The organism is Aeromicrobium sp. (genome assembly GCF_036676885.1).
Taxonomy (GTDB): domain Bacteria; phylum Actinomycetota; class Actinomycetes; order Propionibacteriales; family Nocardioidaceae; genus Aeromicrobium.
The window spans coordinates 23,343-31,449 of record NZ_JAKFCB010000350.1 but is presented as its reverse complement, the minus strand read 5'-3'; the positions used below and the strand labels follow the sequence as shown (position 1 = coordinate 31,449).

Sequence of the window (8,107 nt, the reverse complement as noted above, 5' to 3'; positions counted from 1 at the left end):
CCACGGCAGGATCACGGCGAGCAGGAAGACCGAACCCACGAAGAACAGGCAGATACGGGTGATGACCGAGTTGGCCGCCTTGGCGACCGCGCGCTCGGGGTTCTCGGACTCGGCCGCCGCGATCGTCGCCACCTCGGCGCCGACCATCGAGAAGATGACCGTGACCACGCCTGCGGTGAGAGCAGTCGGGCCGTTGGGCATGAAGCCGCCGTGGTCCCACAGGTTGCTGAAGTCGAGTCCCTTGTCGGGCCAGGCGCCCATCACGAAGAGGCTGCCGCACACGATGAAGAAGATGATCGCCGCGACCTTGATGCCGGCGAACCAGAACTCGAACTCACCGAATGACGAGACCGAGAACAGGTTGGTCCCCGTCATCAGCAGCATCAGCACGAGCGCAGAGGCCCAGAGGGGGATGTCGACCCAGTACTGGATGATCTTCGCTCCGGCGACGGCCTCGAACCCGACGACGATGACCCAGAAGTACCAATACAGCCAGGCCACCGAGAATCCGGCCCACCCGCCCATCGCGTTGCGGGCGTAGTCGGCGAACGACCCCGTGGAGGGGTTCGCCACGGCCATCTCGGCCAGCATCCGCATCACCATGATGATGAGCACGCCGGTCGCGGCGTACGTGATGAAGGTGGCGGGACCGGCATCGCCGATCACCGCGCCGGACCCCACGAACAGGCCGGCGCCGATGACACCTCCCATCGCGATCATCGACAGCTGACGTTGGGTCAGGGTCTTCTTCAGTTCTGGTCCGGCTGACATGCGTGTCTCCCATGGGATGCATCGACTGATGTGGTGACGGGCAGTGGTGGAACGGCGAGCAGGACGTGCTCGCCTGGAGCGGGCCCTGGGTGCGGGCCTCGATCTCGACATCACCGGGCAGGCGGGCGCGAGCTGTGTGGCCCCCGATCCCCCGACTGCGGCTCTGCCGTGGTGATTCGTCTGAACCTAGACCCTCGGCACGAGTGGCCGCGACCGACAGGCGTACGAACCTGGTCGATTCGATGTGTGACAGGTGCACAAACGGAGCATGTCTACCCGGGGTCCGTCACGAAGGGCGCCATCGTCAGGCCGAGGTGGAGCACCAGTCGGTGGTCGCCGCGCGACAGGTCGAGGCCGGTCACCTGCTCGATCTTCTGCACGCGGTAGTAGACGGTCTGCCGGTGCACGCCGAGCGCCGCCGCGGTCTCCTGCACGTTGCCGGCGGCGTCGAGGTATGCCAGTGCGGTGTCGCGCAGGTCGGCGTCGCCGTCCTCCTCGAGCAGCCGGAGCACGGCCGGGTCGAGCACGGCCCCGGCGAGCGCCTTCTCCGGGCCGCAGGCCAGCAGGCGGTAGACCCCGAGCTCCGACCACGTGGCGATGGGCCGCAGCGACGGCACGGCCTCGCCGACCCGTGTGGCGAGCCGGGCCTCCAGGCAGCTGGCTCGCGCCTCCGACAGGGTGGGCCGGATTCCACCGATCCCGGCGACCAGCCCGGCCCGTGCGGCGGCGGGCAGGCGTTCGGCGTAGAGCTCCCACGCCTGCTGGGCGATGTCGCGCACGAGCTCGAGGCCACCTGAGCCCACGGGCACGAGGAGCGTCTGCTGCTCGTCGCCGCTCGCGGCCAGGACCGACCGCGGCAACCGCCACAGATTCATGGGCACGAGCCGCGCCGGGCCCGGCGCCACCAGCCGGAGCTCGATCGCGGCGACGGAGGCGTCTCGGCCGATCACGCCGAGGTCGTGGATCTGCGTGACGGCCCGCTCGACCGCCTCGGGGTCGGCCGACAGCAGGTCCTGGACGGTGTACTGGAGCTCCTCACGCGATCGGGCCTGCTGCGCCATCAGGGCGCCGGCGCGCTCGGCGAGAGCCACCGCGGCGGGGACGCGCGCCTCGTCGATCCCGGCGTGCTCGTCGAGCAGCCAGAGGTAGCCGTACGTGACGCCGTTCCAGCGGACCGGGAGGCAGAGCCGGCTGACGACGCCGAGGGCGGCGCTGTTCGGGGTACGCAGTGGCACGTTGCTCGTCGCGATGCCGAAGCTCTCGAACCAGTCCTGCACCTCGCGGGTCGAGTAACGCTGCAGGATCGAGCGAAGCCGCACGTCGTCGACCTGCGAGTCGTGCGAGCCGAATGCGACAAGGTTGAAGGCGCGATCCTCGAGCGTCACGGGTCTCCCCAGCAGCCGCGACACCTCGTCGACGATGTCCTGGAACTCAGGCCGCATGATCCGCTCGGGGTTCCAGCATTTCCCGAGCATCCTCGCATCCGGGTCGGCCCGGCAACCTGCGGACCCCGGGTCTCGGCATCCGGACAATCGCGGGGCCGCGAAGCTGGGCCCTACGACGTACCCGCCGCGATCGCCAGCGCCTCACGGCACGCCATGACGGCGGGATGCCGAGCAGATGCGCGTCTGGTCGCGGTGAAGATGGTTCGCCGCGGCATCCCGGCGAGGTCGTGCAGCTGGACCGAGGGTTCTCGTCCCATCCACATCAAGCTCGGCAGGAGGGCGACGGCGTTGCCGGACTCGATGAGCCGGATCTCCGCCTGGAGATCCGCGGTCTCGAACCGCACGTCGGGCTCGAACCCGGCCGAACGACACACTTGTTCGGCGAAGTGCCTGGACGCGGCGCCTCGCGGCTCCATGACCCACGGCGCCTCGGCAGCGTCCCTGATCGTGCTGATGTCGGACCACCGATGGCCGGCCGGCGGCACGGCCAGCCGGATCGCATCGGTCGTCAGGTCCATCCGGTCGAGCTCGGGGTACCACGGCGCCGCGTGGCCGGGGTACTGCTCGGCGATCACCAGGTCGAAGTCGCGCGCCGAGGTCTCGTACAGCGCGGTCTCCGGCTCGCGCTGGGTCATCGTGACGCGAAGGCCCGGATGATCACGCGCCAGGAGCGTGAGCGTCGCGGGTATGAGCGCGAGCACGACCGACTGGAACGCGACGAGCCGCAAGGTGCCGCTCGCCTTCTCCAGCGACGCCGCCAGGTCGGACTCTGCCTGTTCCAGACGCTCCAGCACCGCCCCCGCGTGCTCCACCAGGATCTCCGCCTCCGGCGTCAGCTGGACCTTGCGCCCGACCTTGCGGAGCAGCTCGACGCCGACCTCCTTCTCGAGCAGCGTCAGTTGCTGGGAGACCGAGGAAGGGCTCTGGTGGAGCGCCGCCGCGACCTCCGCGAGGGTGCCGCGGAGGTGCAGCTCGCGCAGCAGGCGGAGTCGGCGAACGTCCAGCATGGCGCGCTTCCAATCATCATCAAATCTGACGAATACACGTCAGAAAACATTGCTTTACCTTAACTGATGCGCCTCACACACTGGTCCTACAACGCCGCACAGATCCTGAGGTTCCAGATGACTGAGGTCGCCCACCGCGCACCCGACACGCTCGAGCTCGCCGACGAGACCATCGCCCTCGTCCGGCGCTGGCTCGCCAGCTCCGCGGAGGTGCCGCCCGACCGTGCCGGCACGCAGCTGGCCGGGGTGTTGAAGGATCCCCGGGGCCTGCCGTTCACGGTCGGGTTCATCGACGGCGTGATCCGGCCGGAGGACCCTCGCGTCGCCGCCCGCAACTTCGCGACCCTCGCCCGGGACGTGCCGGCGTTCCTCCCGTGGCACCTGCGCACAGCCGTACGTCTTGGCGGTGCGGCCGGGCTCGTCGTCCCGCGCCTGGTGATCCCGCTCGTACGCCGTGCGCTGCGGTCCATGGTGGGCCACCTGATCGTGGATGCCACCGACGCCCGGCTGGGCAGGGCCATCGCGAAGATCCGCCGCCGTGGGGCGCGGCTCAACGTCAACCTGCTGGGCGAGGCCGTGCTCGGCGACCAGGAAGCCGCTCGCCGGCTCGAGGGCACGCACGAGCTGCTGGCCCGCCCCGACGTGGACTACGTGTCGATCAAGGTCTCGTCGACCATCGGGCCGCACTCCGCCTGGGCATTCGACGAGGCCGTCGAGCACATCGTGGAGCGCCTGACCCCGCTGTTCGAGCAGGCCGCGAGCTCCCCGACCCCGAAGTTCATCAACCTCGACATGGAGGAGTACCGCGACCTCGACCTCACGATCGCGGTGTTCACCACGATCCTCGACAAGCCCGAGCTCCTCGGCCTCGAGGCCGGCATCGTGCTGCAGGCATACCTGCCGGATGCCCTGAGCGCCATGATGCGGCTGCAGACCTGGTCCGCCGAGCGGCGGGCCAAGGGCGGCGCGGGCATCAAGGTCCGCGTCGTCAAGGGCGCCAACCTGCCGATGGAACGCGTCGAGGCGTCGCTGCACGACTGGCCGCTCGCGACGTGGAGCACCAAGCAGGAGTCCGACACCAACTACAAGCGCGTCATCGACTTCGCCCTTCAGCCGCAGCACATCGACAACGTGCGCATCGGCGTCGCCGGGCACAACCTGTTCGACCTCGCGTACGCCTGGCTGCTCGCCGGCAGGCGAGAAGTGCGCCACGGCATGGAGATCGAGATGCTCCTGGGCATGGCTCAGGGACAGGCCGAGGTCGTCAAGCAGGAGGTCGGCGGCCTCCTGCTCTACACACCCGTCGTGCACCCGCGCGAGTTCGACGTCGCGATCGCCTACCTGATCCGGCGGCTCGAGGAGGGCGCGAGCCACGACAACTTCATGTCGGCGGTGTTCGACCTGCACGACGACGAGGCGCTGTTCGAGCGCGAGAAGCAGCGCTTCCTCGCCTCGCTCGCGGCGCTCGACACCGACGTGCCGGCGCCGAACCGTACGCAGAACCGGCTGCTCCCGCCTGTCGTTGAGACCGCGACGGAGTTCCACAACGCGCCCGACACGGACTCGTCGCTGCCGGACAACCGCCGCTGGGCGCGCGGGATCCTCTCCCGCGTCGCCACGTCCACGCTGGGCACCGACCTGGTCGCCCGCCACACGCTCTCGAGCGTCCTGGAGCTGGACACGGTTCTGTCGACCGCGGTGAAAGCCGGCGCGGACTGGGGCCTGCTCAGTGGCGCCGCTCGCGCCGAGATCCTCGAGCAGGCCGCGCACGTGCTCGAGACCCGCCGGGCCGACCTGGCGGAGGTCATGGCGTCCGAGGCCGGCAAGACCCTCGACCAGTCCGACCCGGAGATCTCCGAGGCGATCGACTTCGCCCGCTACTACGCCCACCTCGCGCGCGAGCTCGACGATGTCGACGGCGCCCGGTTCATGCCCTCGGCGTTGACCGTCGTCACTCCCCCGTGGAACTTCCCCATGGCGATCCCCGCGGGCTCGACACTCGCGGCGCTGGCCGCCGGATCCGCCGTCGTCATCAAGCCGGCCGCCCAGGCGGCACGCTGCGGCTCGGTCATGGTCGACGCACTCTGGGAGGCGGGCGTCCCTCGCGACGTCCTGCACCTCGTGCACCTCGACGAGGGCGACCTGGGACGTCAGCTCGTGTCCGACGCCCGCGTCGACCGCGTGATCCTCACGGGCGGGTACGAGACCGCGGAGCTGTTCCGCTCGTTCCGGACCGACCTCCCGCTGCTGGCCGAGACGAGCGGCAAGAACGCGATCGTCGTGACCCCCAGCGCGGATCTGGACCTCGCCGCCAAGGACGTCGCCCACTCGGCGTTCGGCCACGCGGGCCAGAAGTGCTCGGCCGCATCGCTCGTGATCCTCGTCGGGTCTGCCGCAACCTCACGGCGGTTCCGCGACCAGCTGGTCGACGCCGTCACCTCACTGACGGTCGGCCGCCCCGAGGACGCCACGACCCAGATGGGCCCGCTGATCGAACCCGCGCAGGGCAAGCTGCTCGACGCCCTCACGTCGCTCGAGTCTGGTGAGTCCTGGCTCGTCGAACCGCGTCGGCTCGACGACGCAGGACAGGTCTGGAGCCCCGGCGTACGTGAAGGGGTCCAGCGCGGCTCGCACGTGCACCTCACCGAGTTCTTCGGCCCCGTCCTCGGCATCATGACCGCCGCGACACTCGACGAGGCGATCGAGATCCAGAACCAGGTCGACTACGGCCTCACTGCCGGGATCCACTCCCTCGATCCTGCCGAGATCGCGACGTGGCTCGACCGCGTCCAGGCCGGCAACCTCTACGTCAACCGTGGCATCACCGGAGCGATCGTCCAGCGTCAGCCGTTCGGCGGCTGGAAGAAGTCCGCCGTCGGGCCCGGGTTCAAGGCCGGCGGGCCCAACTACCTGGTCGGGCTCGGCTCCTGGGAGTGCGCACGGTCGAGCGCCGATGACACCGCCTTGGCCCCGGCGGCAGATCGGCTGCTCCGGGCCGCCGACGAGATCGGTCTCGCGCCATGGCAGCTGGACTTCCTCCAGCGCTCGTTCTCGAGCGACGCGATCGCCTGGCGCGAGGAGTTCAGCCAGGTCAAGGACGCCTCGCAGCTGAGCGCCGAGCGCAACCTCTTCCGCTACGTCCCCACGCCCGTGCTCGTACGCCTGGCGGAGGACACGCCGCTCCCCGTGCTCATCCGAGTCGTCGGCGCCGGGCTGCTCACCGGATCCACGATCACGGTCTCGGCAGCGACTGCGCCGCCGAATGCCCTCGACACCGCCCTCGCCGAGCTGGGAGTCAAGGTCGTCGTGCAGCCCGACCGCGAGTGGCTGCGTGACGCCGACTCGATCCAGCACGCCCGGGTCCGGCTGATCGGCGCCGACGCCTCATCGCTCGCGCGCGCAACCGGCGGACGACCCGACCTCGCGGTGTACGCCGACCGCGTCACGGAGGCCGGCCGGCTCGAGCTGCTGCCGTTCCTCGAGGAGCAGGCCATCAGCATCACCGCACATCGATTCGGCACACCCAACCACCTCACCGACGGGATCATCTGAATGACGCAGACCGAAGAGCGCACCCCCACCACGACGGACCGGAGCCCCGGTGAGCATGCTCTGGCCGACGCGCTGGCGCAGCTGAAGTTCGCCGTCGACCTGCTGGGCTACGGCGACGGACTCCACCAGCTGCTGGCCAGCGCCCGCAGGGAGACCCGCGTCAGCATCCCGTTGCGACGGGACGACGGCACGATGGAGGTCCTCACCGGCTACCGGGTGCAGCACAACTTCTCGCGGGGGCCGACCAAGGGCGGGCTCCGCTACAGCCCCGACGTGTCCCTCGACGAGGTGCGGGCGCTCGCGATGTGGATGACGTGGAAGTGCGCACTGCTCGACGTACCGTACGGCGGCGCCAAGGGTGGCGTCACGATCGACCCGCGGCTCTACTCGAAGGGCGAGCTCGAGCGCGTGACCCGCCGGTATGCCAGCGAGCTGCAGCCCGTGCTCGGGCCGGACAAGGACATCCCGGCGCCCGACATCGGCACCGACGAGCAGACCATGGCGTGGATCATGGACACCTACTCGGTCAACGCGGGATACACGGTTCCCGGCGTCGTCACGGGGAAGCCGGTCAGCATCGGCGGCTCACTGGGCCGGTCGACCGCGACATCGCGCGGCGTGGCCCAGGTCGCGCTGGCCGCCCTCCAGCACGTACGTGTGGCCCCGACCGCAGCGACCGCCGCGGTGCAGGGATTCGGCAAGGTGGGCGCCTCGGCTGCCCAGTTCCTCGCCGACGCCGGCGTGCGGATCGTGGCCGTCAGTGACCAGTACGGCGCGGTTCACGCGAGCAACGGCCTGGACGTCGTGCGACTGCACGAGCATGTCGCGGTCACCGGCACCGTGCTCGGGTTCGCCGACGCCGAACCCATGGACCCCGACAGCCTCCTGACGCTCGACGTCGATCTCCTGGTTCCGGCTGCGGTCGAGGGTGTCCTCAACGCGGCCAACGCCGCGGACGTCCGCGCCACGGTCGTCGTCGAGGGCGCCAACGGGCCGACGACGGCCGAGGCCGACCAGATCCTGCGTGGCAAGGGAGTCCTGGTCGTCCCCGACATCCTGGCGAACGCGGGCGGCGTGATCGTCTCCTACTTCGAGTGGGTGCAGGGCAACCAGGCGTACTGGTGGTCGGTCGAGGAGGTCGAGGAGCGACTGCACCAGCGCATGCTGGCGGGCTGGACCGCCGTCGTCGAGAGCTCCCAGCAGCTCGGGATCACGCTGCGCGAGGCCGCGACCGTGATCGCGGTGCAGCGCGTGGCCGAGGCGCACCAGATCCGGGGCCTCTACCCGTAACCGCCTGGAGTCGCGTGGAGCGCGCTCCGACCCACGGAAGGA

The 8,107-nt window shown here is 70.0% G+C and carries 5 protein-coding genes; 2 read left to right on the top strand and 3 right to left on the bottom strand.

Annotated elements, in window-relative coordinates:
* The 3 genes from V6M46_RS16620 to V6M46_RS16610 all read right to left on the bottom strand — a co-directional run.
* Positions 1–771, bottom strand: a 771-nt coding sequence (locus V6M46_RS16620) for an amino acid permease (RefSeq protein ID WP_332667116.1), incomplete at its 3' end; no start/stop codon positions are given.
* Between the two features lie 272 nt (positions 772–1,043).
* Positions 1,044–2,246: a PucR family transcriptional regulator gene (locus V6M46_RS16615; protein WP_332667114.1), complete on the bottom strand. Its 1,203-nt coding sequence runs from the start codon at positions 2,244–2,246 to the stop codon at positions 1,044–1,046.
* 80 nt (positions 2,247–2,326) lie between these two features.
* Complete coding sequence (locus V6M46_RS16610) at positions 2,327–3,223, bottom strand: LysR substrate-binding domain-containing protein (RefSeq protein ID WP_332667112.1); 897 nt, start codon at positions 3,221–3,223, stop codon at positions 2,327–2,329.
* 117 nt (positions 3,224–3,340) lie between these two features.
* Here V6M46_RS16610 and V6M46_RS16605 point away from each other — a divergent pair, with 117 nt between their 5' ends.
* Both V6M46_RS16605 and V6M46_RS16600 read left to right on the top strand, forming a co-directional pair.
* Positions 3,341–6,775: a bifunctional proline dehydrogenase/L-glutamate gamma-semialdehyde dehydrogenase gene (locus tag V6M46_RS16605; protein WP_442880542.1), complete on the top strand. Its 3,435-nt coding sequence runs from the start codon at positions 3,341–3,343 to the stop codon at positions 6,773–6,775.
* Positions 6,776–8,065, top strand: a complete 1,290-nt coding sequence (locus V6M46_RS16600; protein WP_332667109.1) for a Glu/Leu/Phe/Val family dehydrogenase — start codon at positions 6,776–6,778, stop codon at positions 8,063–8,065.
* Positions 8,066–8,107: the final 42 nt, after the last annotated feature.